This window comes from Rhizobium sp. LC145 (assembly GCF_001005825.1).
GTDB lineage: Bacteria > Pseudomonadota > Alphaproteobacteria > Rhizobiales > Rhizobiaceae > Neorhizobium.
In genome coordinates this window covers 44,292-70,114 of record NZ_LBHV01000001.1, presented here as the reverse complement: position 1 = coordinate 70,114, position 25,823 = coordinate 44,292, and the positions used below count along the sequence as shown (strand labels likewise).

The following is a 25,823-nucleotide window of genomic DNA, read 5'->3' as shown; positions in this document are numbered from 1 at the left end:
TCCCCGTTCCTCGCGGAATCATTTCATCGGGTGAAACGAACGCCGTTCGAGGAAGTCGCCGGTCTGCCGCCACCGGAAATTCCAAGTCCGCCATGCGTGACCTTTAAGCAACGCATTGTGGCGAAAATGCAACGAATTCCGAGCAGGTGTCAAGCGGAGCTCAGCTCGCGCGGGAGCTGCGGTAGACCGATACGCCGAGTTCGCGGATCTTTTTCCTCAACGTATTGCGATTGAGGCCGAGGAGATCGGCCGCCTTGATCTGGTTACCGCGGGTTGCGGTGAGCGCCGCGAGAATCAGCGGGTATTCCATTTCCGTCAGCACGCGGTCGTAGAGGCCCGGAGGCGGCAGGTTATCGCCGAAGCCCGCGAAATAGGTCCGCATGTTTTCCTCCACCGCCTGGGCGATGGTGAGCGAGCCCGAGCGGGCGCCCATCTTGTCGATCGGGCTGTCCGGCACGTCCGCACGCAATTCCGCCTCGATGATCTCGCGGCCGATCACATCCTGGGGATAGAGCGCCATGAGGCGGCGCACGAGGTTTTCGAGTTCGCGGACATTGCCGGGCCAGGCATAGGACTTCATCAGGTCGAGCGCCTCGATATCGAAACGCTTGGGATCCAGGCCTTCCTTCTCACCCATCTGGATGAAGTGGCGGACGAGATCGCCAATGTCCTCGGCACGGTCGCGAAGCGGCGGCAGCCGCAGCGGCACGACGTTCAGCCGGTAATAGAGGTCTTCGCGGAACAGACCCTGATTTATGAGCTGCTTCAGGTCCTTGTTGGTGGCGGCGACGATGCGCACATCGGTGCGGATCGGCGTGCGTCCGCCGACGGTCGTGTATTCGCCCTGCTGCAGGACGCGAAGAAGGCGCGTCTGGGCATCCATCGGCATGTCGCCGATTTCGTCGAGGAAGAGCGTGCCGCCCTCGGCCTGCTCGAAACGGCCGGTCGAACGGTTCTGCGCGCCGGTGAAGGCGCCCTTCTCGTGACCGAAGAGTTCCGATTCGATGAGGTCACGCGGAATTGCCGCCATGTTGATGGCGACGAACGGCCCGTTCCGGCGCTTGCCGTAATCGTGCAGGGCGCGGGCGACGAGTTCCTTGCCGGTGCCCGATTCACCGGTGATCATCAGCGTCAGGTCGGTCTGCATGAGGCGCGCCAGCACGCGGTAGATTTCCTGCATGGCGGCGGAACGGCCGACGAGCGGCATGCCGTCCTGCATCTCGTCATCCAGCCGCGCCGGCTTGCGCTTCGGCTCAGCGAGCGCCCGCCCGATGATGGCGATCAGCTCCGTCAGATCGAAAGGCTTCGGGAGATAGTCGTAAGCCCCCTTCTCCGATGCCTTGATGGCGGTCATGAAGGTGTTCTGCGCGCTCATGACCAGAACCGGCAATTCCGGCCGCGACTTCTTGATGCGCGGCAAGAGATCGAAGGCGTTCTCGTCCGGCATCACCACATCGGTCACCACCAGATCGCCCTCGCCCGCGGAAATCCACCGCCAGAGGGTGGCGGCATTGGACGTGATCCGCACGTCATAGCCGGCGCGGGTCAGCGCCTGGTTCAGTACGGTGCGGATGGCCGCGTCGTCGTCGGCGACAAGGATCGTGGCAGTCATATAGCAGTTCCTGTGGTGTTCAGGGGTCGGCCTTCGAGGCTGTCTTCCCTATGCATGGGCATCAGAACGCGGAAGATGGTGCGGCGGGCCTGGCTGTCGCATTCGACAATGCCGCCATGCCCGCCGATGATCTTGGCCACGAGCGCGAGCCCGAGGCCGGAACCGTTGGTCTTGGTGGTGATGAAGGGATCGAACAAATGCGGCAACAGGTCTGGCGGGACGCCCGGTCCGTTGTCGATGACGCAGAATTCGAGCGGCAGGGAAATCTTTTCGCGCGTACCCGCAACCGAAAGGCGGATGCCCGGCCTGTAAGCCGTCGTCAGCATGATTTCGCCGTCCTGCTGATCCCCGACCGCTTCCGCGGCATTCTTGATGAGGTTCAGGAATACCTGCACGAGCTGGTCCCGGTTGGCGTAGACCGGCGGCAACGACGGATCGTAAAGCTCGGAAATCTTGATGTCGCGCGCAAAGCCCGCCTTGGCGACCGCCTTCACGTGATCGAGCACGGAATGGATGTTGAGCGGCACCCGATCCACCGGGCGCTCGTCGGAAAACACCTCCATCCGGTCCACCAGCGAGACGATGCGGTCGGTCTCGTCGCAGATGAGCCGCGTCAGCGCACGGTCCTCGTCGGCCACCGAGGTTTCCAGCAGTTGCGCGGCGCCGCGAATGCCCGAAAGCGGGTTCTTGATCTCGTGCGCCAGCATCGAAGCCAGCCCCGTGACCGAACGCGCGGCGGCGCGATGGGTGAGCTGCCGGTCGATCTTGTCGGCCATCGAGCGCTCCTGGAAGACCACCACGACCGATCCGGGTTCGCTGACGACCGGCGCGACGTAGAGATCGACCAGTTTTTCCTGGCCAAGCCGTGGCGATGACAGATCGACGCGATATTCGTTGACCGGCGCCTTGCGCTCGCGCACCTGGTCGATCAGCGCCAGAAGCGGGCTGCCGAAGGGAATGAAGGTGGAAATCTTCTGCTTGGCCAGATGCGGGGCGCTGGCGCCGAAAAAGGCCTCCGCCTCCCAGTTGGCGAAAGCGACCCGGCCCGCGGCATCCACCAGAATGACCGGATTCTGCACGGAATTGAGGACGGCCATGGCAAGGCCGTCCGCCTGGACGGACGACTTCGTCATGCGGCCTCCCTGCGGGCAAGATCAGCCGTCTGGCTCAGCGCCGAGACCATGCGCCGGGTCACCTCGGCGGGCTCTTTCGACACCATGATCGCCGCTTTCTCATCGACCGGCAGGTCCGGAGCGAAGCGGTCCAGATACCAGCCGAGATGTTTGCGCGCATGGCGAAGGCCGGCTTCGCGGCCGTAGAATTCGAGCATCATTTCGTAATGTTCCGCAGCGAGCGCGGCAATCCCTTCACGGTCCGGGCCCAGGTGGCCGGCAAGGACGCCGACATGCCAGGGCCGGCCCTGCGCGCCGCGCCCGACCATGACCGCATCTGCGCCGGAGCGCCTCAGAATATCCTCGGCATCCGCCGGCGTTTCCACGTCCCCATTGGCGACAAGCGGAATGGAAACCGCATCGCGGACGAGGCGGATGGCATCCCAGTCAGCGCGGCCTTCATAGAACTGCATGCGGGTGCGGCCGTGAATGGTGACGAGCTGGATACCCGCCTCCTCGGCGCGCCGCGCGATCTCCGGCGCGTTGATGGAGTTTTCGTCCCAGCCGAGCCGCATCTTGAGCGTCACCGGCACGTTCACGGCCTTCACCGTCGCTTCGATCAACGAAAGCGCATGGTCGGGATCGCGCATCAGCGCGGAGCCGGAATAGCCGCCCGTCACCTTCTTCGCCGGGCACCCCATGTTGATATCGACGATATCGGCACCGTTATCGACGGCGATCCTGGCGGCCTCGGCCATCCATTGCGCCTCGCGTCCGGCGAGCTGCACCATGTGCGGCGTCATACCGGCATTTTTCAGCCGCGCCCAGGATTCGCCGCGGTTCAGTACGAGCTCGCGGCTCGCGACCATCTCGGTCACGACGAGCCCTGCCCCGAAGCGCCAGGCAAGCTGTCTGAAGGGCAGATCGGTGACGCCGGACATCGGGGCCAGCACGACACGGTTGCGGATGGCGACCGGTCCAATCCGGAAAGGCTTGGCGAGATCTTGAAAAAGCAAATGATGATCTTTCGGGCACATAGAATTTCTGCACTATTTTTATTCAGCTTGCAGGCGTTTGCCAAGAGCAATTCCCTGATTGCGATATTTTTGTGCGCCCTGCTGGAAAACGGCCTTTTGAGTCTATAGTTCTCGCCTGTCAATTCCCTGAGGACGAGAACGGGTTAAGCCGCGTGAGCGACAAATCCATGACAATCGGCATCGTTATCGTCGCGGCCGGCCGCGGCGAGCGGGCCGGTGCGCCCGAAGAAGGGCCGAAGCAGTATCGTCCGATCGGCGGCCGGCCGGTGATCGCCCGCACGCTCGAATGCTTCCTTTCCTGGCCACGGAGTGGGCCGGTGGTCGTCGTCACCCATCCCGACGACGACGGACTGTTCGCCGCCGCGACCGCGGGGATAGCGAATGTCGAGCGCGTCGTCACCACTGCCGGCGGCGATACGCGCCAGCGTTCCGTCTTCGAAGGTTTGCGGGTGCTTTCCGGCACCGATGCCACCCATGTGATGATTCATGATGCCGCCCGCCCCTTCTGCGACCATGCGCTGCTCGACCGGGTGGCGGATGCGCTCGCGGCCGGAGAGGACGGCGCGCTGCCGCTCATGCCGGTGACCGATACCCTCAAGCGCGGCAGCGCCGAGGGCCTCGTGCATGAGACCGTGCCGCGCGCCGGGCTCTATTCGGCGCAGACGCCTCAGGGCTTTCACCTGGCATCGATTCGGGCGGCTCACGAGAAGGCTGCAGCCCTGCGGCGCGGCGATTTCACCGACGACGCCTCCATCGCCGAATGGGCGGGACTTGCGGTCCGGATGGTGGAGGGCTCGCCCGACAACATCAAGCTCACCCTCAAACGGGACATCGATTTGGCTGACGAAAAGCTTTCCCGCCGGGCGCTTCCAGATGTGCGCACCGGCAACGGCTACGACGTGCATCAACTGGAGCCCGGCGACGGCGTGACGCTCTGCGGCGTGTTCATTCCGCACGACCAGACGCTCAAGGGGCACTCCGATGCGGATGTCGCGCTGCATGCACTGACCGACGCGCTGCTCGCCACCTGCGGCGCCGGCGATATCGGCGACCACTTCCCTCCCTCCGACATGCAGTGGAAGGGCGCGCCTTCAAAGATCTTCCTGGAACATGCGGCGAAGATCGTGCGCGAGCACGGCGGAACGATCATGAACGCAGATGTTTCGCTGATCGCCGAAGCGCCCAAGATCGGCCCGCACAGGCAGGCCATGCGTGAAAACCTCGCCGCGATCCTCGGCATCTCGCTCGACCGCTGCTCGGTCAAGGCGACGACCAACGAAAAGATCGGCTTCGTCGGCCGCCGCGAAGGCATCGCCGCGATTGCGACTGCGACGGTCGTCTACCGCGGAGAGAGCCGGTGAGCCTCTTTCCCGCCGATATCGAGGAACAGGCGGGGCGCATCATCGCCGATTTTTCGGCACGCAAACTGATGATCACCACAGCGGAATCCTGCACCGGCGGACTGATCGCAGGCGCCTTGACTGAGATTTCCGGCTCGTCCGCCGTGGTCGACCGCGGCTTCGTGACCTACACCAACCAGGCCAAGACCGACATGCTCGGAGTGACAGAAGGCACGCTTGCCGCTTTCGGAGCCGTGTCGAAGGAAACCGCGCTGCAGATGGTTCATGGAGCGCTTTACCGGTCGCGCGCTTCGGTGGCGGTTGCGGTCACCGGCATTGCCGGCCCCGGCGGCGGATCGGCGGAAAAGCCGGTCGGCCTCGTCCACCTCGCCGCAAAAACTCGAGCGGGAAAGCTCATCCACCGCCAGATGCGTTACGGCGATATCGGCCGCGACCAGGTGCGGCTCGCGACCGTGAGAACGGCGCTGGACATGCTGGTTGAAGCTGCCGGAAGATAAGGGATCAGGCGTAGATCTTGTCCGCCCTCGTCTCGAAGGCTTCGGCGAACATGCGGAAGGCGCGGTCGAACATCGAGCCCATCAGCGCGCCGAGGATCATGCTCTTGAACTCGTAATCGATGAAGAAATGCACCTTGCAGCCGTCCGCCACCGGCTCGAAGCGCCAGCGGTTGTCGAGGTATTTGAACGGTCCTTCGATATATTTGACATCAATGATCCGCTCGGCTGGGTTGAGCAGGACCTGGGTGGTGAAGGTTTCCCGGATCGCCTTGTAGCCGACCGTCATATCCGCGACGAGCAGCGTCTTCTCGTCCCGCTCCTTGCGGGAACGGACCGTGAGCGCCTCGCAGAGCGGCAGGAATTCCGGATATCTCTCGATATCGGCGACCAGAGCGTACATCTGCTCCGGCGTATGCTGCTTGACGTGGCGGTGGACTTCGAACTTGGGCATAGACGGGAGTTAAGCTTCCCTATCGAGAAGATCAAGCAGATGGCGCATCTGGCGGCGCGATTTCAACACCAGAACCGGGACGCCTCGCCCGTATCGCTCGAAGTTTCGAATGAAGATCGGCGCATGTCGCTCCTCGAAGTTCCAGACGTAGCTGACGAACTCGCGGTCGGGCAGTTTCTCCGGGCAGCCGGGAGCCATGTCAGGCCGTGTGCGCCCAAAGGTGCGAATGCTCCTGCTGAAAATCCCCCAAAGGCAAAGCAGCCGGGGCAACCTCACCCAGATGACGATATCGGTTCGCGGCAGCCGGATATCGAAACTGGAAGGATTGCTGCCGTCCATGATCCAGCGATCCTCAGTCACGCGGGCGGCAATCATGCTCCTCTGCTCGGCGCGATCACGCGCAACCCATCCCGGCAGCCAGAAAAACTCGCGGTCCATCGAAACATAGGGGAGATCGAATCGAGCGGCGATCTTCCGGGAGAGCGTCGATTTGCCGCCGCCCGAAGAACCGACCACCAGGATGCGGTTCGCCCGCCGGATCAGCACGGCGGCTGTCTCATCACTGGCATAATCGACGGCGGATCGCGGCGTTTCATCCATATCCCGGCTCCGAATCAGGTCCTGCGGACGAGCAGCTCCAGTAATCTATCGGCGTGACGGTAGGATTTCACCACATGCACGCAAAGATGGCGACCGTGGAGCTCCAGCATCTCCTCGATCTCGGGCACCTCGGTCTTCTCGAAATTCCAGACGTAACGCAGGAATTCCCGGTCGATCTTTTCGGGACAGCCTTCCGCCATCTCCGGCCGCGTCTTCCGCCAATAGCGAACCCAGCGGAAGATCACCCCGAAGAGGGAGACGAGGCGCGGCGGGCGCATCCAGATCACCAGTTCGGCGCGCGGCAGGCGGAGCGGCAAAGAACCGGGGCTCGTGCCGTCCATGATCCAGCGATCCTCGGCCACCGCCTTGCGGATCAACTCCATCGCTTCGGCCCGCGGCCGCACTTGCCAGCCCGGCAGCCAGAAGATTTCGCGGTCCATGGAAATGTAGGGAAGCGAGAGCAGGCCCGCGAGCTTGTGCGAAAAAGTGCTCTTGCCGCTTCCGGAGCAACCGATCACAAGTATGCGGCTCGACCTTCCAAGAAGGCTTACAGCTTCGCCGCGATCGATTATATAACGAACCATAAGTCTGCCGGGATTCAATCAGAAGACGGTGAAGAGCAAACCGTTTGCTATGATCCTCGAGCGCAGTCAAGACATGAGGGGCGTTGCAGCCAGCATACCAAAGCATCCGAAAGACAAGACCGATGGACGACTTCTCCCAGATGATAAAGCTGCTCGAATCAGCAAAGCAGCTCGCAGACATGAACCAGATGCCGATGCTGGCCTATCTGATAGAGATGGCCAAGGCCGAAGCGCGCGGCAACCGCTTCACGCTGCGCGATAGAAAGCGCGGCCAAGACAAGCAGGACAAGAAAGAGAAGCCGCAGGCCGCCGAGTGAGGATCGGCGGCGCTACGGCATCGGGAAGTTTGGGGGAGCTTCGCTCTATTCCGCGGCTGCGAGCAGCTTCTTTTCCCGCGCGGCCCTCAACCGGGCAAAGTCGTCGCCGGCGTGGTGCGACGAACGGGTGAGCGGGCTGGAGGAGACCATCAGGAAGCCCTTGGTGTAGGCCACCGTCTCGTAGGACTTGAATTCCTCCGGCGTTACGAACGCTTCCACCTTGTGATGCTTGCGGGTCGGCTGGAGATATTGGCCGATCGTCAGGAAATCGACGTCGGCGGTCCTGAGGTCGTCCATGAGCTGCAGCACTTCGTTGCGCTCTTCGCCCAAGCCCACCATGATGCCGGACTTCGTGAACATCGTCGGGTCCAGCTCCTTCACCCGCTGCAATAGGCGGACGGAGTGAAAATAGCGGGCGCCGGGGCGAACAGTCAGATAATTCCCCGGAACGGTCTCCAGATTATGGTTGAAGACGTCCGGCTTGGCGGCGACGACACGCTCCAGCGCACCGGGCTTTTTCAGGAAGTCCGGCGTCAGGATTTCGATCGTCGTCGTCGGCGAAGCGGCGCGGATCGCGAAGATCACCTTCTCGAAATGCTCGGCGCCGCCGTCATCCAGGTCGTCGCGGTCGACCGAGGTGATGACGACGTGCGACAGGCCCATCTGCTTGACGGCCTTGGCGACGTTTTCCGGCTCGTCCATGTCGAGCGCGTTGGGCTTGCCGGTCGCGACGTTGCAGAAGGCGCAGGCGCGGGTGCAGATCTCGCCCATGATCATGAAGGTGGCGTGCTTCTTGTCCCAGCACTCGCCGATATTGGGGCAGCCCGCCTCCTCGCAGACCGTCACGAGCTTATGGGAGCGCACGAGATCGCGCGTTTCCATATAGCCCTTGGACACCGGAGCCTTGACGCGGATCCACTCGGGCTTGCGCAGCACCTCGGTATCCGGGCGATGCGCCTTTTCCGGGTGGCGGATGCGCTTTTCCTCGCCTGTGCCGATCCTGTCGAGAATGGTGACCATTAAAACCTGCCTTCAACCCGCCTTACGTGCGGTATTCGTCAACGCCGGACGATCTTGGCCAGAAATAGCAAAATGCACGAACCCACGAAACCCTGCACCAGGTAACCCAGCCATCCGCTGGCGACATGGATGCCGAAGCGATCGAAAATGGCATTGGCGAGCAGCGCGCCGAGAATGCCGATGACGATGTTCATGAAGACGCCGAAACGTATATCCATCAGCTTGCCGGCAATCCAGCCCGCTATGCCGCCGATGACCACCGTGGCAATCAAACCAACACCTTCCATCCGCTTCTCCTGTTCGTTCGGAACCCTTCATATGGTGGGGCACGCGGCCTGGAACAATGGCGCGAGCCCCGAGGGTATTATCAGACGTTCAATGCCCTGCCATAGGCGTCGAGCACGCTTTCCTTCATGGTTTCGGAAATCGTCGGATGCGGGAAGATCGTGTGCATCAGCTCTTCCTCGGTCGTCTCGAGGTTCATGGCGACCACGAAGCCCTGGATGAGCTCGGTGACTTCCGCTCCGACCATATGCGCGCCCAGGAGCTCGCCCGTCTTCTTGTCGAAGATCGTCTTGACCATGCCCTGATCCTCGCCGAGCGCGATCGCCTTGCCGTTGCCGACGAAGGGGAAGCGGCCGACGCGGATATCGCGGCCCTGCTCCTTGGCCTTGGCTTCGGTGAGGCCGACGGAGGCGACCTGCGGATGGCAATAGGTGCAGCCGGGGATCTTCAGCTTGTCCATCGGGTGGACGTTCGGAACGCCGGCGATCTTCTCCACGCAGATGACAGCCTCGTGCTCGGCCTTGTGGGCCAGCATCGGCGGACCGGCGACGTCGCCGATCGCGTAGATGCCGGGCACGTTGGTCTTGCCGTAGCCGTCTATGACGATGAAGCCGCGATCGGTCTTCACACCGACTGCCTCGAGCCCCAGGTTTTCGATATTGGCCTGCACGCCGACGGCAGAGATCATCCGGTCGGCGGTGATCTTCTCGACCTTGCCGTCCTTCATCTCGACATGCGCGGTGATGGAGTTGGCGGCCTTGTCCACCTTGGTGACCTTGGCCTCCAGATGGATCTTCATGCCCTGCTTCTCGAACTGCTTCTTGGCAAGCGCAGAGATTTCCACGTCTTCCACCGGCATGACGGTCTTCATGACCTCGACGACGGTCACGTCGACTCCGAGCGTGCGGTAGAAGGAGGCGAACTCGATGCCGATCGCGCCCGATCCCATGACCAGCAGCGACTTCGGCATTTCCTCCGGCTTCATTGCCTCGAAATAGGTCCAGATCAGCTTGCCGTCCGGCTCGATGCCGGGCAGCGCGCGCGGACGCGCGCCGGTGGCGACGATGATGTGCTTGGCGGTGTACGTGCCTTCGCCGAGCGTGTTCTTCGGTACCGGCCCCATCGGCTCGACCAGCTTCTTGGTGGGTTTGGAAACGAGGACTTCACCCGGCTTGGTGATCTTCGCCTCGCCCCAGATGATGTCGATCTTGTTCTTCTTGAAGAGGAAGCCGACGCCGTTGTTCATCCGATGCGCGATGCCGCGCGAGCGATCGACGATCGCCTTCAGGTCCGGCGTCACGGTTCCCTCGATCTTCACGCCGTAATCGCCCGGATGCTGGGCATAGTGGAAGATTTCGGCCGAACGCAACAGCGCCTTGGTCGGGATGCAGCCCCAGTTGGAGCAGATGCCGGCGAGATGCTCGCGCTCGACGACGGCGACTTTCATCCCGAGCTGGGCGGCGCGGATGGCGGCGATATAACCGCCGGGGCCGGAGCCGATGACGATGAGGTCGTAGGATTGAGCCATTCTCTTCCTGCCTTTTCCTTGTGCTTTCCTTGGGGGCGGCCAGCGGATCACGCGGCCTGCCTCATCAGGAACGTGTTTAAAGCCCCAGCATCATCCGGGCGATGGGCTCGAGGCCCCGCCCGATGGCGCGGGTGTTTTCCGCATCGAGATGCACGCCATCGACGGGCGTGGCGCTCGCGACCGATCCGGCATCGAAGAATCCGCAGCCCAATTCATCCGCGAGATCGCGATAGAGCGAGGCGAGCATCCGGGACTGCTCGATGGCGCCCCTGTACAGGGCGCCGGTCAACGGGTTCGCCGTCTCGCAAAGCGGCGGCGGCGATACGACGAGGATCTCGGGCGGCTCGCATTCGCGCGCCCAATCGTGAAAGCGGATGAGGCTGACGAGCTTCTTCACGCCCTGGCGCGCGCCTATGGCCGTGCCATGGATGATCGGCTTCATGTCATTGGTGCCGAGCATGATGACGACGAGCTCGAGCGGGCCGTGGGTATGAAGCACGGTCGGCAGCAATCGCGCACCGTTGCGGTCGCAATCGCCCAACTGGTCGTCATAGGCGGTGGTACGGCCGCCAAGCCCCTCGGCGATCACATTGACGGAAGGGCCGAGTGCCGCCTGCAGCACGCTCGGCCAGCGGTCTTCGAAAGCATGTCGGCCGCCGGTCTCGGCATCCGTGCCCCAGGTTAGCGAATCGCCATAGCAGAGAACGGTTTTCATGGACGCACCTCGGATTCCCCTCCCTTGCGGACACCCTCCCCGCAAGGGGGAGGGAAAGGCTGGACTACACCAGCATGGCCATCGGGTTTTCGATGTAGCGCTTGAAGGCGGACGCGAGTTCCGCGCCGAGCGCGCCGTCGATGACGCGGTGGTCGAAGGCGAAGGTCGCCGTCATCACCGTGCCCACCTTGATCTCGCCGTCCTTCACGACCGGCTTCTCGATGCCCGCGCCGATCGAGACGATCGATGCCTGCGGCAGGTTGATGATCGAGGTGAAGTTGGAGACGCCGAACATGCCGAGGTTGGACACAGACGTCGTGCCGCCCTGGTATTCCTCCGGCTTCAGCTTCTTGTCGCGGGCGCGCTTTGCAAGATCCTTCACCTCGTTGGAGATGACCGACAGCGCCTTCTCTTCGGCCTTGCGGACGATCGGCGTGATCAGCCCGTCCGGGATCGCCACGGCGACGCCGACATCCGCGTGCTTGTGCAGAACGCGCGCGGTCGAGGTCCAGGAGGCGTTCGCCATCGGGACGTCACGAAGGGCGAGCGCCATCGCCTTGATGATGAAGTCGTTGACCGAGAGCTTGAAGGCCGGAACTTCGCCCTTCTCCGTCTTCTTCACCGGCGCGGACTTGTTGATCTCGGCGCGCAGCTTCAAAAGCGCGTCGATCTCGCAATCCATCGAGATGAAGTAGGACGGAACGGTCTGGCTCGACTCGGTAAGGCGTGAGGCGATCGTCTTGCGCATGCCGTCATGCGGCAGGAGCTCGTAGGAGCCTTCCGCGAAGAGCTTGAGGACGGCATCGTCCGACGGGCCCTTTGCAAGCGCCGGAGCGCCAGCCTGGGCGGCGGCCGGAGCAGCCTTGCCGGTGCCGGAGGCGACGGCCTTCTCGACATCCGCCTTTACGACGCGGCCGTGCGGGCCGGAGCCGGTGACGGCGGAAAGCTCCAGGCCGGCTTCCTTCGCCAGACGGCGCGCGAGCGGCGAAGAGAAGACGCGCTTGCCATCGGCGGTCGGCGCAGGCGTGGACGGCGCCGGAGCGGCATCCGTCACCGGCGTCTTCGGGGTCTCAGAGGTTTTTTCCGCCGGTGCGGCTTCCGCCTTCGGAGCAGGCGCGGCTTCCGCCTTGGCTTCGGCCTTCGGGGCGTCGCCGCCGCCGGCAGCCGCCGCCTTCACATCCTCGCCCTCGGCAGCGAGGATGGCGATCAAGGCGTTGACCTTGACCGCTTCCGTGCCGGCCGGAACGACGAGCTTGGCGACCGTGCCCTCATCGACGGCTTCCACTTCCATGGTCGCCTTGTCGGTCTCGATCTCGGCGATCACGTCGCCAGGGGCAACCTTGTCGCCTTCCTTGACCAGCCACTTGGAAAGATTGCCCTCCTCCATCGTCGGCGAAAGGGCGGGCATGGTGATGTTTATGGGCATCGCGATACCCTCCCCTTACTTGTAGCAGACGGTTTTGACTGCCTGGACGACTTCGCCGACATTCGGCAGCGCCAGCTTCTCGAGGTTCGCGGCATAGGGCATCGGAACGTCCTTGCCGGCGATCGTCAGGATCGGCGCATCGAGATAGTCGAATGCCTGCTGCATGACGCGGGTGGCGATTTCGGTGCCGACCGACGACTGCGGGAAGCCTTCCTCGACGGTGACGAGGCGGCCGGTCTTCTTGACCGACTCGATGACGGTCGGCAGGTCCATCGGACGCAGGGTGCGCAGATCGATCAGCTCGACATCGATGCCTTCCTTGGAAAGCTCGTCGACCGCCTTGGTGGCATAGGTCATGCCGATGCCCCAGGAAACAACCGTGGCGTCCTTACCCTGCTTGTGGATACGGGCCTTGCCGATCGGCAGCACGAAATCATCGAGCTTCGGCACCTCGAAGGAGTGACCGTAGAGGATTTCGTTTTCCAGGAAGATGACCGGGTTCGGATCGCGGATGGCAGCCTTCAGAAGACCCTTCGCATCGGCCGCCGTATAGGGCTGGACGACCTTGAGGCCGGGGATGTGGCTGTACCAGGCGCCGTAATCCTGGCTGTGCTGGGCGCCGACGCGGGCAGCAGCACCGTTCGGGCCGCGGAACACGATCGGAGCGCCCATCTGGCCGCCGGACATGTAGAGCGTCTTGGCGGCGGAGTTGACGATCTGGTCGATCGCCTGCATGGCGAAGTTGAAGGTCATGAATTCGACGATCGGCTTCAGGCCGGCCATGGCCGCACCAACGCCGACGCCGGCAAAGCCGTGCTCGGTGATCGGCGTGTCGACGACGCGGCGCGGGCCGAATTCCTGCAGCAGGCCTTGAGTGATCTTGTAGGCGCCCTGGTATTCGGCGACTTCCTCACCCATGATGAAGACGTCTTCGTCGCGGCGCATTTCTTCCGCCATGGCGTCGCGCAACGCTTCGCGCACGGTCATCGTCACCATCTCGGTGCCGGCCGGGATATCCGGATCGGAGGCGGTCTCGACCTTCGGCTGAGCTGGCACCGGAGCGGCGGCTGAGCCGGTCTCGGTCGGCTTTTCCTCCTGCGGAACGGCGGGAGCCTCCGGCTTGGGAGCCTCGGCAGCGACATCGATGCTGTCGGCGCTCTCGCCCTCGGCGAGCAGAACGGCGATCTTGGTGTTGACCTTGACGTTCTCGGTGCCGGCCGGAACCAGCAGCTTGCCGATCACGCCTTCGTCCACGGCTTCCACTTCCATGGTCGCCTTGTCGGTCTCGATTTCGGCGATCACGTCGCCGGAGGTGACCTTGTCACCCTCGTTCTTCAGCCATTTGCTGAGTGTGCCTTCCTCCATGGTCGGGGAAAGGGCGGGCATAAGAATATCGATCGGCATTATAGTTCCCTCCCCGCGATCAAAGCAGAATGTCGGTATAGAGCTCGGATACATCCGGCTCCGGATCGTTCTGTGCGAAATCGGCGGAGTCCGAAACGATGTCGCGGATATCCTTGTCGATCGTCTTCAGCTCGTCCTCGCTGGCCCAGCCGTTTTCGATCAAGCGGTTCTTGACCTTCTCGATGGGATCGTTTTCCGAGCGCATCTTCTGCACTTCATCCTTGGAGCGATACTTCGCCGGGTCGGACATGGAGTGGCCGCGATAGCGATAGGTGAGCATTTCGAGGATGATCGGGCCCTTGCCCGAACGGCAGTGTTCGAGAGCTTCATCGCCCGCGGCCTTCACGGCGCGAACGTCCATGCCGTCGACCTGGATGCCGGGAATGCCGAAGCCGGAGCCGCGCAGCGAATAATTGGACTGAGCCGTGGCGCGAGCCGTCGAGGTGCCCATCGCATAACGGTTGTTCTCGACGATATAGACGATCGGCAGCTTCCAGAGCGCCGCCATGTTGAAGCTCTCGTAGACCTGGCCCTGGTTGGCCGCGCCATCGCCGAAATAGGCGACGGAGACGGCATCATTGCCACGATACTTGTTGGCAAAGGCAAGACCGGTGCCGAGCGAGACCTGGGCGCCGACGATGCCGTGGCCGCCGTAGAAATTCTTTTCCTTGGAGAACATGTGCATCGAGCCGCCCTTCCCCTTGGAATAGCCGCCCCGACGCCCGGTAAGCTCGGCCATGACGCCGCGAGCCTCCATGCCGGTCGCCAGCATGTGACCGTGGTCGCGATAGGCGGTGATGACCTGATCACCATCCTTCTGCGCCATCTGCATGCCGACGACGACGGCTTCCTGCCCGATGTAGAGATGACAGAAGCCACCGATGAAGCCCATGCCGTAAAGCTGGCCGGCCTTCTCTTCAAAACGGCGGATCAGAAGCATCTCGCGATAAGCGTGAAGATCCTCGTCCTTGCCGAAATCCGGCGTGTTCTTGCCGGTGAATTCCTTCGGAGCGGATTTCGAGGTCGTCTTGGTAGCAGACTTCGCCGCGGATCTGCGGCCGGATACAGACGCGTTTTTGCTCGGCGCCATTCATCCCTCCCTTGCGTGCTGCACTAGGTTCGTTCGGCGCGCAGCATAGGGAAGAAAGGCGACCCCAGCAATGCTATAAATGCATGGCTAGCATTCCGCACAAGTCGTTGAAAATAAACGGAAATATCCGATTAACCGAATTCCGGTTAATCAGAAATAATCGTTGAAGATGACGATCTCGTCGCCCCGCGAGACGTTGAGCTGATAGCGGGCAGTCTCGTCCAGCATGTCCTTTTCCAGCGATCCGTCGCTCAAAAGCTGAACCTGGCGCTCGAGCGCCTCGCGCCGTTCGGTGAGCTTGGAAAGTTCGGCGGCGCGGGCCACCCGCTGGCGCTCGAACTCATCGGTCGCGATCAGACCCAGATCGCCGTGAATGGAATGATAGCCGAAATAGGAAAGGAAGGCGACAGTTATGGCGGGAAGTACGAAACGACCGAATTTTCTCTGCTTATGATGCCTGGTCCACATGCCTTGCCAACCTCGTCACGCATTACGAGGTTTCAAATTCGCAGAACTTGCTTAAGCAATCGTTGACCACGATGAAATGCGAAAGCCCGCGCTTGGCACGCGCGGGCTTTCCAGTTCAGGAATGACAGCCAAGATCAGCCGCGAAGAACACTCCGGCCGGCATAGACGGCCTGCGGGCCCAGCATTTCCTCGATGCGGATGAGCTGGTTGTACTTGGCCATGCGATCGGAGCGCGACAGCGAACCGGTCTTGATCTGACCGCAGTTGGTGGCAACCGCGAGATCGGCGATCGTCGCATCTTCGGTTTCGCCGGAACGGTGGGACATGACGGCGGTGTAGCTCGCCTTATGGGCGGTCTCCACGGCGTCCAGCGTCTCGGTGAGCGAGCCGATCTGGTTGACCTTGACGAGAATGGAGTTGGCGACACCCATGCGGATGCCGTCGCGCAGGCGCGCCGAATTGGTGACGAACAGGTCGTCGCCGACGAGCTGGCACTTCGAACCGACCTTGTCGGTCAGCGCCTTCCAGCCGTCCCAATCGTCCTCGGCCATGCCGTCCTCGATCGAGATGATCGGGTACTTGGCGACCAGTTCCGCGAGGTAGTCAGCCATGGCGCCGGATTCCAGCGTGCGGCCCTCGCCTTCCATGGCGTATTTGCCGTCCTTGAAGAACTCCGTCGAAGCGCAGTCGAGAGCGAGATAGACGTCCTCGCCCGGGCGGTAACCGGCCTTCTCGATCGACTTCATGATGAAGTCGAGCGCTTCCGGCGCGCTCTTGAGGTTCGGTGCGAAGCCGCCCTCATCGCCGACATTGGTGTTGTGGCCGCCGGCATGCAGCTCCTTCTTGAGCACGTGGAAGATTTCAGACCCCATGCGGACGGCATCGCGCAGCGTATCGGCGCCGACCGGCATGATCATGAATTCCTGGAAATCGATCGGATTGTCGGCATGGGCGCCGCCGTTGATGATGTTCATCATCGGAACGGGCAGAACATGCGCGTTCGGGCCGCCGACATAGCGGTAGAGCGGCAGGCCGGAGGTTTCGGCGGCGGCCTTGGCGACGGCGAGCGAAACGCCGAGGATGGCATTGGCGCCGAGGCGCGACTTGTTCGGGGTGCCGTCCAGCGCGATCATCGTCTTGTCGACATGGATCTGGCTCTCGGCATCGAAGCCGCCGATCGCATCGAAGATCTCGGTATTGACCGCCTCGACCGCCTTTTCGACGCCCTTGCCGTGATAGCGCTTACCGCCGTCACGCAGCTCGACCGCCTCATGCGCGCCGGTGGACGCGCCGGAGGGAACCGCGGCACGGCCCATGGAGCCGTCTTCCAGATAGACATCCACCTCGACGGTGGGATTGCCGCGGCTGTCGAGGATTTCACGGGCGATGATATCGGTGATGGCGGTCAAAGGTCTCTCCCTCGAGTTGACGTCCATTGGGGTCACTGACCATGTCTCATAGTCGATGACATGAAAATTACAATGCGGAGCCGGCGGGCGCTTTTATGCCGCCTTGGCCACCGCGTCGAAGGCGAGCAGCTTTTCGAGAAGCCGCGGCATATCCTTCAGGTGAACCATGTTCGGGCCATCGGACGGCGCATTGTCCGGGTCCTCATGGGTCTCGATGAAGACGCCGGCGACGCCGACGGCCACGGCCGCCCGCGCCAGCGTTTCCACGAACTCGCGCTGTCCGCCGGTGGAACCGCCCTGCCCGCCCGGCTGCTGCACGGAATGGGTGGCGTCGAATATGACGGGTGCACCGAGCGAGGCCATGATCGGCAGCGAGCGCATGTCGGAGACCAGCGTATTATAGCCGAAGGAGGCCCCGCGCTCGCAGAGCAGCACGTTGGGATTGCCGCTCTGGGTGAACTTGGCCAGCACGTTCTTCATGTCCCAGGGCGCCAGGAACTGCCCCTTCTTCACGTTGATGACGCGGCCGGTCTTGGCGGCGGCGATCAGAAGGTCCGTCTGGCGCGACAGGAAGGCGGGGATTTGCAGTATATCGACGGTCTTTGCGACGATCTCGCACTGTTCCTCGGAATGGATGTCCGTCAGAACCGGAAAGCCGTATTCCTTCTTGAGATCGGCGAATATTTCCATGGACTTTTCGAGCCCGATACCGCGCTTGCCCGAAAGGGAGGTGCGGTTCGCCTTGTCGAAGGAGGATTTGTAGACGAGGCCGATGCCGAGCTTGGCGCAAAGCTCCTTCAGCGCGCCCGCCATCATGAAGGCATGATCGCGGCTCTCCATCTGGCAGGGACCGGCGATCAGCGACAGCCGCGACTTCTGCGAAAACAGGACGCGCCCCTCGCCTTCACCGGCGAAGACCTCAGTATTGGCGGAGACTTCCATTATCACTCCTCGAAACCGAACAATACGCCCTGGCCGGGCGCCGCGGCGACCAGAACGCGGCCCGCCTTGCGAATGAACGCGACGTCATTAGCAGCAAGGGTGATCTCTGTCACGGCAAGATCGGCAACCCGGAAAATTATGGCGCGGCCGTGAAGGCCGGAAGGGGCGTCATCCGGTGCGAGCGCGAATTCGGGCTCGAGTTCGCCATCCGGCGCGATGCGGACCGCGCAATTCGACGCCTGGATGCGAACTGCCCCCGATTCGGCCTCCGCTTCCGCTTGCGTCTCCATAACCGTCTCCAGCATGGCTGCAAAATCCGAAGGCGCCGGCGCGGAGAGGACGATTTCGCTGAACCCCAGGACATGGTTCGCATGCCGCTCCAGATCGCCCCGGTTGGCGGGCAAGGGATTGACCCTCTCGGCGGCGAACAGCAGGAAATCCGGCGCGCGCTCGTCCGCCGCGAAAGCCAGGCGAAAGCTCGCTTCAGACACCGAGCCATCCGGCAATGTCACCGGGCGGGAGAAATGCAGCATCTCGCCTCTGGAAATGCCATGCCGGCGAAACCGCGCTTCGTCCGCAGCCGCGTCCGTGGATGCAACGACGAGCGCGGACAGACCCTCGCGATGCCCGCCGCCGCGGAATTCGAGATCATGCGCGGTAAAGACATTGCCGCGCTTCGCCGTGCCCGATGCCTGACGGCGATTGGCGACCCCAAGCGGCTCCAGATAGCTGCCGTCGGGAAGGAAAACACAGGCATTGCGGGTGCCGAATGGATGATCGGCATCCGGCGCGACGGTGAAGCCGAGTTCGGAAAGGCGGCTTCTGGCGGCCGCGAGATTCGATACCGGCAGGACGAGATGGTCGATCGGTCTTGGGGAATTCACGGCGACTCCGGAAACAGGCGGATGGAACAGACGTTAGAATATTTTAGAATATATGGTGCGCCTGCGCACAACGGCCAGACGAGGCGTCTCGTCGCCGTTCGCCTCAACGAAATTCATGAGACTTTCACGGAAATTTAGGGACTTGCGGAACACATATGGAACATATAGTGTCCGTTCTGGATTTGTTTCCGATTCAAGGGTTCGCCGCCATGCTCACGCGCAAACAGCAGGAATTGCTTCTGTTCATCCATGAACGCATGAAGGAATCCGGCGTCCCGCCGTCCTTCGACGAAATGAAGGACGCACTCGATCTGGCCTCCAAATCGGGCATCCACCGGCTGATTACCGCGCTGGAGGAAAGAGGCTTCATCCGCCGCCTGCCCAACCGCGCCCGCGCTCTGGAGGTCATCAAGCTTCCGGAAGCCTACACGCCGAGCCTGCAGCCGCGACGGGGCTTTTCACCGAGCGTCATCGAAGGCAGCCTCGGCAAGCCGAAGCCTGCCCCCGCGCCTCCGAAGGCCGCCGAGGAGCAGTCCAATTCCGCTTCGGTGCCGGTGATGGGCCGTATCGCCGCAGGCGTTCCGATTTCGGCGATCCAGAATAATACCCACGATATCACAGTGCCCTACGAAATGCTGGGCGCGGGCGAGCATTATGCCCTCGAGGTCAAGGGTGATTCGATGATCGAGGCCGGCATTCTGGACGGCGATACGGTCATCATCCGCAATGCCAATACGGCTCATCCGGGTGACATCGTCGTCGCCCTGGTGGATGACGAGGAAGCGACCCTGAAGCGCTTCCGCCGGCGCGGTGCCTCCATCGCGCTCGAAGCGGCCAATCCGGCTTACGAGACGCGCATTTTCGGACCGGACCGCGTCAAGATCCAGGGCAAGCTGGTCGGCCTCATCCGCCGCTACCACTGATAAGTTTCGCGAGCGGTTCCGGCAGCGCGGCGTCATAATCGCCGCTTCTCCAATCGTAGTGTCGATGACGGCTCCACGGGCGGTTTTTTCCGTCCATGGCGGCGCGAAAACTCCATAGCGAGGGATCGCCGCTGCCGTTGAATTCTATTTCCAATGCTCCGGTCCGTCGCAGGGTCTTGCCGTTGAAGAGAAGCGCGCCGGAACGGCAATGATCGAACCTTGCGCGCGGCGCTATGACGATGGCCGCGACATCGCAGGCCACGCCCGTCAATCGCCAGTCCTCCACCATCACGATGCCGGCGGCTTGCGAGGTCTTCGCGGCACACCAGGCTTTCGGCTCGCAGGTGAAACGGGCCGCACTTGCCGATACAAGCGCGTTTCGCAACCTCTCACGCGCGCTCGCCACTTCCTCGGGAGTTAAGTCGCGGCGCTTCGCGGCTTCCGCGGATGGCGTTGCGGCCTTGTCACCAATCAGGGACAGGGCGGGGCTTTCCGGAGGTTCCAGAAGCAGGGCGCGATGCCATTGCGAGAAGATGAAGCTCGGCGGCCGGGTGCGGTTCGTCGCCGTCCTTCCCGCTTCGGTCAACGCGGCCATCGTCCCGTCCTCGGCAATCAGCAGGTCGGGGGGAGCGGCCGGCCGCCCGAGCACCGAGAGAAGGACGGCCGCAGCGAATATGGGTAGCCCCATCAGCCGCAGCCTGGTTCTGAGCAGCGTCAGGAACAGAAAGCCGATGGTCGCGACGGGCATAAACCAGGGATGCTGGCGCCCGGCCCCGATATCGCCACCCCAGGACGCCACATGCCTGGCGACCGCGATCACTGCCTCCAATCCCAACCCCATGAGTTTCAGGAAAAACTCCTCCAGACCGAATGGCATCAAGAGCATGCCGATCAGCCCCATCGGCATGACAAGGAAGGAGATGATCGGCATTGCAGCGAGATTGGCCGCCAGTCCATAGGTGGCGATCCGGTGAAAATGCTCGATGGAATAGATCGCCGTGGAGAGCCCTCCGATGAGCGAGGTCGCGAATATCCCAGCGATGAAGTTCCAGCCCGTCAGCAAGGGCGTCACCGCACGGTGACGCAACGGGAATATTTCCGGTTCGCGCCCTGCGGCGCGGCGTTTCCAGAGCGCATAGCCGGCCACCAGCGCGACCGTCGCCGAAAACGACATCTGGAAGCTCGGCCCCATGATCTCGGAGGGCGAGATCGCGATGATGACGAGCGCGGAAAGCGCCACATTGCGCAGGCTGATCGCAGCGCGGTCGAAAAGGACGGCAACCAGCATGACGGCCATCATCAGATAGGCGCGTTCCGCCGAAACCGCGAAGCCGGAGATCAGGTAATAGGCCGTCGCCATGAGAAGCGCGCCGAAGGCCGCGATCTTCTTCACCGGCCAGGCTTGCGCGAAGCCCATGAAAAGCCCCAGCACCATCCGCACGCCGACGAAGAAGATGCCCGCGGCAAGCGCCATGTTGAGCCCGGAGATCGCAACGATGTGGGCGAGGCCCAAAACCCGAAGCGCCTCCGTCGTCTCCTTCGAGATCGCCCGCCTCTCGTCCGTGACGATCGCGGCGGCAAAGGCACCCGCATCGCCGGGAACGACCGCACGGATGCGCGAGGCGATCATGCTGCGCAGATCGAAGAGCTTCCGCTCCATCTCGTCCAGCCAAGGGGCATCATCCTGTCCGGCTGGCTCCGCCCGCTTCGGCGCGCCGTAAAAGAAGCCCACCGCGCCAATATCGTCGAAATAGGCGGAAAAAGCGAAATCCACGAGGCCGGGCAAAGCCGGCCCGGAGGGCGGCGAGAGCCGCGCCCTGCCGGTGATTGTCTCCCCGCTTGCGATTGGTTCATGGCGGCTGCGGGCAAGCAGCGACACCTTCTCCGGAGGGCGACGCAGCACGGGGTCCGCCGTCGCGGCGAGGCGGACGATATAGCGCCACCGGCCCTGCCCGTCCGGCTCCAGGCGCTCCACGCGGCCTGTGATCATGGTGGTCACCGGCGAGTCGAGGATGACGGTCGAGCGGCGCCAGGTCTCGAACTGCGCAAGCATCATTCCGCCAAGGAAGAGCGCAAGCGCAAGCGAAGCAATGCTCCAGGGGCTCGGGCGATAGCGGGTCGCAAGCGCGACAGCCGCGAAAAAGACGAATGCAAGGGCGAGTGGCGATAAGAGAGGATCCTTCGGCAGGCAGAACCAGAAAGCGGCCCCTGCTCCGATCGCAATGGGCACGAACAAAAATCCGTGACCATGCGCCGCTTCTTCGCGGATCATCGCGGGAACGAGGTGCCGGAGGCGGTGAAGGCCTTCCGCGGCCCACGCGGCAAACCCACGGTTGATCCTGGTCGGCCGCCGGATGCCGGACGGAACCACCGCGCCTTGCGGATGTGCCGAAAAAGCAGGCAAAAAGATGTCCTGTTCTACCGGAGGTTCGGCGTGCGGCAGGCGTGGCTTCGCCGCCTCCGCGATATCCGGAACCTCCTTTTCCACCGGCACCCCCGCACCACCCGAAATACAAGCCCTAAGTGCAGAGTGCGGCAGCACGGCGCAACCGTCAACTGCAGATGCAAACCCATGTTTTGCGGGCTTTTGCCGGGCCGGCCGCCTTGCAACTTCCAGGTGCCGGGCCTGTGCCTAATATGATTTCGCGCTGCACAATTTCCCGTCAGGATAGCTTGGCATCCGCCCTCGGATCATATAGCTAAACTCGTGACGCTTAACCCTTATGGCGCTTTTAGGGCGCCATGCCGCCAGAAAGTTGGAGGATCAGCATGACGGATAAAAGCGCAAACCTCGCCTTGGGTGATAAGAAAGTGGAGCTGCCGGTACGATCGGGTTCGATCGGTCCGGACGTCATCGATATCGGTGCCCTCTACAAGAACACCGGCGCATTCACCTATGATCCGGGCTTCACCTCGACGGCGTCTTGCGAATCCAAGATCACCTATATCGATGGTGACGCAGGCATCCTTCTGCATCGCGGCTATCCGATCGAGCAGCTCGCCGAGCATGGCGACTTCCTGGAGACCTGCTATCTGCTGCTCTACGGCGAACTGCCCACCGCCGCACAGAAGAAGGACTTCGATTACCGCGTCACGCACCACACCATGGTGCACGAGCAGATGAGCCGTTTCTTCACCGGCTTCCGCCGCGATGCCCATCCGATGGCCGTCATGTGCGGCGTGGTCGGCGCGCTTTCGGCCTTCTATCACGACTCCACGGATATCACCGATCCGCACCAGCGCATGGTCGCCTCGCTGCGCATGATCGCAAAGATGCCGACGCTCGCCGCCATGGCCTACAAGTACCATATCGGCCAGCCCTTCGTTTATCCGAAGAACGATCTCGACTACGCCTCGAACTTCCTGCACATGTGCTTCGCCGTCCCTTGCGAGGAATATGTGGTGAATCCGGTGCTCGCACGCGCCATGGACCGCATCTTCATCCTTCATGCCGACCATGAGCAGAACGCGTCGACCTCGACCGTCCGCCTCGCCGGCTCTTCGGGCGCCAACCCGTTTGCCTGTATCGCGGCCGGCATCGCCTGCCTCTGGGGTCCGGCTCACGGCGGCGCCAATGAAGCGGCGCTCAACATGCTGACCGAGATCGGCACCGTCGACCGCATTCCGGAATACATCGCCCGTGCCAAGGACAAGAACGATCCGTTCCGCCTCATGGGCTTCGGCCACCGGGTCTACAAGAACTACGACCCACGCGCCAAGATCATGCAGAAGACCACGCATGAGGTGCTCGGCGAGCTCGGCCATAAGGACGACCCGCTGCTGCAGGTCGCCATGGAGCTGGAGCGCATCGCGCTCACCGACGAATACTTCATCGAGAAGAAGCTCTATCCGAACATCGACTTCTATTCCGGCATCACACTGAAGGCGATGGGCTTCCCCACCACCATGTTCACGGTGCTGTTCGCGCTCGCCCGCACGGTCGGCTGGATCGCCCAGTGGGCCGAAATGATCGAAGATCCGCAGCAGCGCATCGGCCGTCCGCGCCAGCTCTATACCGGCGAGCCGAAGCGCGATTATCTGCCGATCTCCAAGCGCTAATCACGCTTCAAGCCTGCAAAAACAAAGAAGCCCGGTCAGCGATGACCGGGCTTCCTGTTTTCCAGGACCTGCATAACGATGCCTGCCGCCGCCTCGCCCGAAGGCACCGGCACCTGCAGCCTTTGCCAGACGAGGTCGAAGCCCTCCAGCATGGCGCGACGCTGAGCGGTGTCGGCGGAAAGCCGCTCCGCCCAACGACAAAGGCTGCCGGCGCGCACCACCTGGTTGAAATATTCCGGCACGATAGGATAATCGGCGATGAGGTTCGGCAGCGCCGCCGACCAGATCTTGATCCGCTTGTGCAGCATCGTGATCAGCCAGTCGGACCTATAGGCGGAAACAACCGGAACCGTGGCGAGCCCCAGCTCCAGGATGACCGTACCGGAAGCGGCGATAGCCGCATCGGCTTCCGCAAAGGCGGTCCACTTGCCCTCCTCGCCCGTCACGATCTCCGGCTTCACCGGAAGTGAGCCGACGATCTCGCGCACCAGCTTCTCCTGGCGCGCAACCGTCGGCAAGAGGAAACGGGTGGGGCCATTACGCATCTCGAATTCCCGCGCAGCCTCGCAGAAGACCGGCAGAAGCGCCTTGATCTCGGCGGAACGGGAGCCGGGCAGCAGGAGAATAGTGCGCTGCTCGCCCTTCCCCTTTACGGGGCGCGCGGCGCGAAGACCGCGAACCTTCACGAGTTCCGGTTCGTCCGTCAGCCTATGGCCGACAAAGCTCGTTTCCGGGCCACCGAGACGCCGCATCGCTTCCGGTTCGAAGGGCAGAACCGCAAGCACATGATCGACATATTCGAGCATCGCCTTGGCGCGGTATTCCTTCCACGCCCATACGCTCGGGCAGACGTAATCGACGATGGGAAGGTCGGGCAGTGCTGCACGCACCTTCTTGGCGACCCGATGGGTGAAATCCGGGCTGTCGATGATGACGAGAACATCGGGCCTTGCGGCGATAATGGCCGCGGCCGTCTGGCTGATGCGCCTGACCAGGCCCGGCAGGCGCGACAGAACCTGCGTCAGCCCCATGATGGAAAGCTCGGAAAAATCGAAGAGCGAGCGCAGGCCTTGCGCCTCCAACGCCTCGCCTCCGACGCCGACGAGTTCGACCGGTCCGCCGTGGGCCGCCTTCAATGCCGCAATCAGGTTGCCGCCCAGCAGATCGCCGGACACCTCACCGGCGACGACAGCGACTTTCAGCGTATCCGCCATCACAAACCTCCACCGGCCAGGCCGGGATCGATACCGCAGACGAAAAGCCCGGCTTCATCGGCCGCCGCGATCAGCGCAGCCTCCTCCAGCACCAGGGCGCGGCCCGCCTCGACGACTATGCCTGCGAGCCCGGCCGCGGCTGCGGTGCGAACCGTCGAAGGCCCGATGGACGGCAGATCGGCGCGAACATCCTGCTGAGGCTTGCAGAGCTTCACGACCACGCCCTTGCGGCGGCTGGAAATCCGCCCTTCGGCTCTCAACCCGGCGACGCGCTCCAGCATCCGGTCCGTGCCTTCCACGCCCTCGAGCGCGACGACGCGGCCGCCGACGCTGACAGCTCCCTGCCCGATATCGAGTTCGCCCAACCGGCGGGCCGCCGCCGCGGCGGCTTCGATATCGCGGCGATCCTCCTCGGAAGGCACCTGCCTGCCGAGCGGACCGGTCCTGGCAAGAAGGTTCGGAGCGATCTCGTGGGCGCCGATGACGCGGCATCCCTGAGCTTCGAGTATGCCGATCGTCATCTGCAACAAGGCATCGTCGCCGCCCGAAACCAGAGTACGGAACAATGCCGGCAATTTGCGCAGCATCTTCCAGTTCGGCCGAACGTCGCGCCAGTCCGGCCGGCGCGTCACCCCGCCGGAAAGCACGACCCGGTCAATGCCGCGCTGGCGGAGAATTCGATTGAATCCGGCAATGTCGGCAATCGCCATGGTCGTCGTCTCGAACCCCTCGAAACGCTGATCGGTTTCATGCCTGAGAAGAATGATGAACGGATCTTCCCCCGCCGCCCGCGCGGCCTCCGCCAGATGCACGGGCAGGAGACCGTTTCCCGCGATGATGGCCAGCCGGCCTTTTGCCGCCAGGCTCGCAGGCGCGGCCATGGGC

At 62.9% G+C, this 25,823-nt stretch carries 25 protein-coding genes; 5 read left to right on the top strand and 20 right to left on the bottom strand.

The genetic code is table 11. From position 1 onward, the window contains the following. Positions 1–160: 160 nt before the first annotated feature. The 3 genes from ntrC to dusB are packed head-to-tail and all read right to left on the bottom strand — an operon-like array spanning position 161 to position 3,761. Positions 161–1,612 (bottom strand): nitrogen regulation protein NR(I), encoded by a 1,452-nt coding sequence (gene ntrC / locus YH62_RS00365; RefSeq protein WP_046792188.1) that lies wholly within the window; start codon positions 1,610–1,612, stop codon positions 161–163. After that, the gene (locus tag YH62_RS00360; RefSeq protein WP_046792187.1) at positions 1,609–2,745 is read right to left on the bottom strand and encodes a nitrogen regulation protein NR(II); all 1,137 of its coding nucleotides are present in this window, start codon (positions 2,743–2,745) and stop codon (positions 1,609–1,611) included. The genes ntrC and YH62_RS00360 overlap by 4 nt, the downstream gene beginning before the upstream one ends. Next, positions 2,742–3,761, bottom strand: coding sequence for a tRNA dihydrouridine synthase DusB (gene dusB / locus YH62_RS00355; protein WP_046792186.1), 1,020 nt, complete (start codon positions 3,759–3,761; stop codon positions 2,742–2,744). Before dusB ends, YH62_RS00360 begins: the two co-directional genes overlap by 4 nt. Positions 3,762–3,928: 167 nt before the next feature. On the opposite strand from dusB, the gene YH62_RS00350 reads away from it, so the two are divergent. Both YH62_RS00350 and YH62_RS00345 read left to right on the top strand, forming a co-directional pair. Next, complete coding sequence (locus tag YH62_RS00350; RefSeq protein ID WP_082118197.1) at positions 3,929–5,122, top strand: bifunctional 2-C-methyl-D-erythritol 4-phosphate cytidylyltransferase/2-C-methyl-D-erythritol 2,4-cyclodiphosphate synthase; 1,194 nt, start codon at positions 3,929–3,931, stop codon at positions 5,120–5,122. Further along, on the top strand, positions 5,119–5,619 hold the full coding sequence (locus YH62_RS00345) for a CinA family protein (RefSeq protein ID WP_046792185.1): 501 nt from the start codon (positions 5,119–5,121) through the stop codon (positions 5,617–5,619). Before YH62_RS00350 ends, YH62_RS00345 begins: the two co-directional genes overlap by 4 nt. Positions 5,620–5,623: 4 nt before the next feature. On the opposite strand, the gene YH62_RS00340 is transcribed toward YH62_RS00345, so the two are convergent. The 3 genes from YH62_RS00340 to YH62_RS00330 are packed head-to-tail and all read right to left on the bottom strand — an operon-like array spanning position 5,624 to position 7,254. Beyond that, positions 5,624–6,070 carry a type II toxin-antitoxin system RatA family toxin gene (locus tag YH62_RS00340; protein WP_046792184.1) on the bottom strand — a complete coding sequence of 149 codons (447 nt, stop codon included), beginning with the start codon at positions 6,068–6,070 and terminating at the stop codon, positions 5,624–5,626. A gap of 9 nt (positions 6,071–6,079) precedes the next feature. Next, on the bottom strand, positions 6,080–6,670 hold the full coding sequence (locus YH62_RS00335) for an ATPase AAA (RefSeq protein WP_046792183.1): 591 nt from the start codon (positions 6,668–6,670) through the stop codon (positions 6,080–6,082). A 14-nt stretch (positions 6,671–6,684) separates the two neighbouring features. Beyond that, positions 6,685–7,254 carry an ATPase AAA gene (locus tag YH62_RS00330; protein ID WP_046792182.1) on the bottom strand — a complete coding sequence of 190 codons (570 nt, stop codon included), beginning with the start codon at positions 7,252–7,254 and terminating at the stop codon, positions 6,685–6,687. Between the two features lie 122 nt (positions 7,255–7,376). Here YH62_RS00330 and YH62_RS00325 point away from each other — a divergent pair, with 122 nt between their 5' ends. Next, positions 7,377–7,571 (top strand): hypothetical protein, encoded by a 195-nt coding sequence (locus YH62_RS00325; RefSeq protein WP_046792181.1) that lies wholly within the window; start codon positions 7,377–7,379, stop codon positions 7,569–7,571. A 45-nt stretch (positions 7,572–7,616) separates the two neighbouring features. Here YH62_RS00325 and lipA read toward each other — a convergent pair whose 3' ends face one another. From lipA to YH62_RS00270, 11 genes are all read right to left on the bottom strand, one after another. Further along, positions 7,617–8,591: a lipoyl synthase gene (gene lipA / locus YH62_RS00320; protein ID WP_046792180.1), complete on the bottom strand. Its 975-nt coding sequence runs from the start codon at positions 8,589–8,591 to the stop codon at positions 7,617–7,619. Positions 8,592–8,629: 38 nt separating this feature from the next. Next, positions 8,630–8,878 (bottom strand): GlsB/YeaQ/YmgE family stress response membrane protein, encoded by a 249-nt coding sequence (locus YH62_RS00315; protein ID WP_046792179.1) that lies wholly within the window; start codon positions 8,876–8,878, stop codon positions 8,630–8,632. 80 nt (positions 8,879–8,958) lie between these two features. Continuing rightward, positions 8,959–10,404, bottom strand: a complete 1,446-nt coding sequence (gene lpdA / locus YH62_RS00310) for a dihydrolipoyl dehydrogenase (RefSeq protein ID WP_046792178.1) — start codon at positions 10,402–10,404, stop codon at positions 8,959–8,961. 76 nt (positions 10,405–10,480) lie between these two features. Then, on the bottom strand, positions 10,481–11,119 hold the full coding sequence (locus YH62_RS00305; RefSeq protein ID WP_046792177.1) for an SGNH/GDSL hydrolase family protein: 639 nt from the start codon (positions 11,117–11,119) through the stop codon (positions 10,481–10,483). 64 nt (positions 11,120–11,183) lie between these two features. Beyond that, on the bottom strand, positions 11,184–12,545 hold the full coding sequence (locus YH62_RS00300) for a pyruvate dehydrogenase complex dihydrolipoamide acetyltransferase (RefSeq protein WP_046792176.1): 1,362 nt from the start codon (positions 12,543–12,545) through the stop codon (positions 11,184–11,186). Positions 12,546–12,560: 15 nt separating this feature from the next. Next, a complete protein-coding gene (locus YH62_RS00295; protein ID WP_046792175.1) occupies positions 12,561–13,949 on the bottom strand; it encodes a pyruvate dehydrogenase complex E1 component subunit beta in 1,389 nt (462 codons plus the stop codon). Between the two features lie 19 nt (positions 13,950–13,968). Further along, the gene (gene pdhA / locus YH62_RS00290) at positions 13,969–15,039 is read right to left on the bottom strand and encodes a pyruvate dehydrogenase (acetyl-transferring) E1 component subunit alpha (RefSeq protein WP_046792174.1); all 1,071 of its coding nucleotides are present in this window, start codon (positions 15,037–15,039) and stop codon (positions 13,969–13,971) included. 150 nt (positions 15,040–15,189) lie between these two features. Beyond that, the gene (locus YH62_RS00285) at positions 15,190–15,507 is read right to left on the bottom strand and encodes a septum formation initiator family protein (protein WP_046792173.1); all 318 of its coding nucleotides are present in this window, start codon (positions 15,505–15,507) and stop codon (positions 15,190–15,192) included. A gap of 134 nt (positions 15,508–15,641) precedes the next feature. Then, entirely contained in the window at positions 15,642–16,916 is a 1,275-nt protein-coding gene (gene eno / locus YH62_RS00280; protein WP_046792172.1) for a phosphopyruvate hydratase, read from the bottom strand. 93 nt (positions 16,917–17,009) lie between these two features. After that, positions 17,010–17,858 (bottom strand): 3-deoxy-8-phosphooctulonate synthase, encoded by an 849-nt coding sequence (gene kdsA, locus YH62_RS00275; RefSeq protein ID WP_046792171.1) that lies wholly within the window; start codon positions 17,856–17,858, stop codon positions 17,010–17,012. Between the two features lie 2 nt (positions 17,859–17,860). Next, complete coding sequence (locus YH62_RS00270) at positions 17,861–18,742, bottom strand: VOC family protein (RefSeq protein ID WP_046792170.1); 882 nt, start codon at positions 18,740–18,742, stop codon at positions 17,861–17,863. Positions 18,743–18,951: 209 nt separating this feature from the next. Here YH62_RS00270 and lexA point away from each other — a divergent pair, with 209 nt between their 5' ends. Further along, positions 18,952–19,665, top strand: coding sequence for a transcriptional repressor LexA (gene lexA / locus YH62_RS00265; protein ID WP_046792954.1), 714 nt, complete (start codon positions 18,952–18,954; stop codon positions 19,663–19,665). Here lexA and YH62_RS00260 read toward each other — a convergent pair. Beyond that, entirely contained in the window at positions 19,646–22,153 is a 2,508-nt protein-coding gene (locus tag YH62_RS00260) for a ComEC/Rec2 family competence protein (protein WP_245282022.1), read from the bottom strand. The genes lexA and YH62_RS00260 overlap by 20 nt on opposite strands. Positions 22,154–22,434: 281 nt before the next feature. Here YH62_RS00260 and gltA point away from each other — a divergent pair, with 281 nt between their 5' ends. Beyond that, positions 22,435–23,724, top strand: a complete 1,290-nt coding sequence (gene gltA / locus YH62_RS00255; protein ID WP_046792169.1) for a citrate synthase — start codon at positions 22,435–22,437, stop codon at positions 23,722–23,724. 35 nt (positions 23,725–23,759) lie between these two features. On the opposite strand, the gene lpxB is transcribed toward gltA, so the two are convergent. Both lpxB and lpxI read right to left on the bottom strand, forming a co-directional pair. Then, complete coding sequence (gene lpxB, locus YH62_RS00250) at positions 23,760–24,938, bottom strand: lipid-A-disaccharide synthase (protein ID WP_046792168.1); 1,179 nt, start codon at positions 24,936–24,938, stop codon at positions 23,760–23,762. Beyond that, a complete protein-coding gene (lpxI, locus tag YH62_RS00245; RefSeq protein ID WP_046792952.1) occupies positions 24,938–25,819 on the bottom strand; it encodes a UDP-2,3-diacylglucosamine diphosphatase LpxI in 882 nt (293 codons plus the stop codon). The genes lpxB and lpxI overlap by 1 nt, the downstream gene beginning before the upstream one ends. Positions 25,820–25,823: the final 4 nt, after the last annotated feature.